Annotated in this window: 2 protein-coding genes; one reads left to right on the forward strand and one right to left on the reverse strand. The window is 63.0% G+C overall.

Translation table 11 applies throughout. The annotated features are described in order from the left end of the window. Positions 1–218: hypothetical protein (locus HMPREF3016_RS11105; RefSeq protein WP_083308319.1), on the reverse strand; the 218-nt coding region annotated here is incomplete at its 3' end. Here HMPREF3016_RS11105 and HMPREF3016_RS03245 point away from each other — a divergent pair. Next, the gene (locus HMPREF3016_RS03245) at positions 120–1430 is read left to right on the forward strand and encodes an ISL3 family transposase (RefSeq protein ID WP_049353248.1); all 1311 of its coding nucleotides are present in this window, start codon (positions 120–122) and stop codon (positions 1428–1430) included. The genes HMPREF3016_RS11105 and HMPREF3016_RS03245 overlap by 99 nt on opposite strands. Positions 1431–1437 lie beyond the last annotated feature (7 nt).

The following is a 1437-nucleotide window of genomic DNA, read 5'->3' on the forward strand; positions in this document are numbered from 1 at the left end:
GGCTCTTCGCATTTGAGGGTGTAGGTGTTGTGGGCGGGGTTGGGCGTGTCGTGGCCGGGTAGGGGTCGAGGTCTTCCGATGATGGAGATTGCTACACCGTCCATCTGAAAGACCTCGACATGGCCAATACTATCTTTGATCGCCCTGACCTGAGCGCGTTCACGCGCCTGGATGACCTGGGCCTGGAAGTGACGGGCCAGCGCATGTGGCCAGACCATGCAGTGTTGGCTTGCCGGATTGCTGGTGAGGACCGGTGGTGTCGACGCTGCGGATGCCAGGGCGAGTCGCGTGACACGGTGATCAGGCGCTTGGCGCACGAGCCTTACGGGTGGCGCCCCACGATCTTGCACGTGAGCGTGCGCCGCTACCGGTGCCAGGAGTGCGCCCATGTGTGGCGTCAAGATATGAGCCAAGCGGCCGATCCGCGCGCCAAGCTCTCGCGTGCGGCGGTGCGCTGGGCGCTCACTGGGCTGGTCGTTCATCATTTGACGGTGGCGCGTATCTCCCAGGCCCTCGGTGTGTCCTGGAATACCGCCAACACCGCTGTCCTGGGTGAAGGCCAGCGTCTACTGATCAATGATCCAACTCGGTTCGATGGCGTGCGTGTCATCGGGGTGGATGAACACGTGTGGCGCCACACCCCCTACGGAGACAAATACGTCACCGTTATCTTGGACTTGACACCCATCCGAGAACGCAGCGGCCCCTCCCGACTCTTGGACATGGTCCCGGGTCGCTCCAAGCAGGTCTTCAAAACCTGGCTGGCCTCCCGCCCCGACACGTGGCGAAGCCGCATCGAGATCGTCGCGATGGATGGATTCACCGGGTTCAAAAGCGCAGCCACTGAAGAACTCCCCGGCGCGAGGGCGGTCATGGACCCCTTCCACGTCGTGCACCTGGCTGGCAACGCCTTGGATGAGTGTCGCAGACGCATTCAGCAAGAACTCCACCACCGGCGCGGGCGTGCCACCGACCCCCTGTACAAGGCCCGCAGGATGTTACACACCCGCTCATGCCTGCTCACGCCACGCCAGCAGCACCAACTACTCAACCTGTTTTCCGGTGAGGAGCACGTCGCGCTCGAGGTCACTTGGAGCGCCTACCAGAACATCATCGACGCCTACCGCGCGCCCGACACGGACGCGGGTAAGGCCCTGATGGAAGCCGAAATCAACACCCTGACCTCCACGCGTGTACCGAGGGGTCTGACCGAGCTCATCACGCTGGGCAGGACACTCAAACGCCGAGCCGGGGACATCCTGGCTTACTTCGACCACCCCCACACCTCCAATGGCCCTACCGAAGCCATCAACGGACGCCTCGAACACCTACGCGGCTCCGCCCTCGGGTTCCGTAACCTCACCCACTACATCACCCGCTGCCTCCTCGAAACCGGCGGATTCAGACCCCAACTACACCCCCAATTATGAAGAGCCC

The sequence above is a fragment of the Rothia sp. HMSC065D02 genome (assembly GCF_001815285.1).
Classification (GTDB): domain Bacteria; phylum Actinomycetota; class Actinomycetes; order Actinomycetales; family Micrococcaceae; genus Rothia; species Rothia dentocariosa.

Bases quoted from the DNA above. Each gene is read 5' to 3' on its own strand.
- HMPREF3016_RS03245 (WP_049353248.1), top strand. From the start codon at position 120: ATGGCCAATACTATCTTTGATCGCCCTGACCTGAGCGCGTTCACGCGC.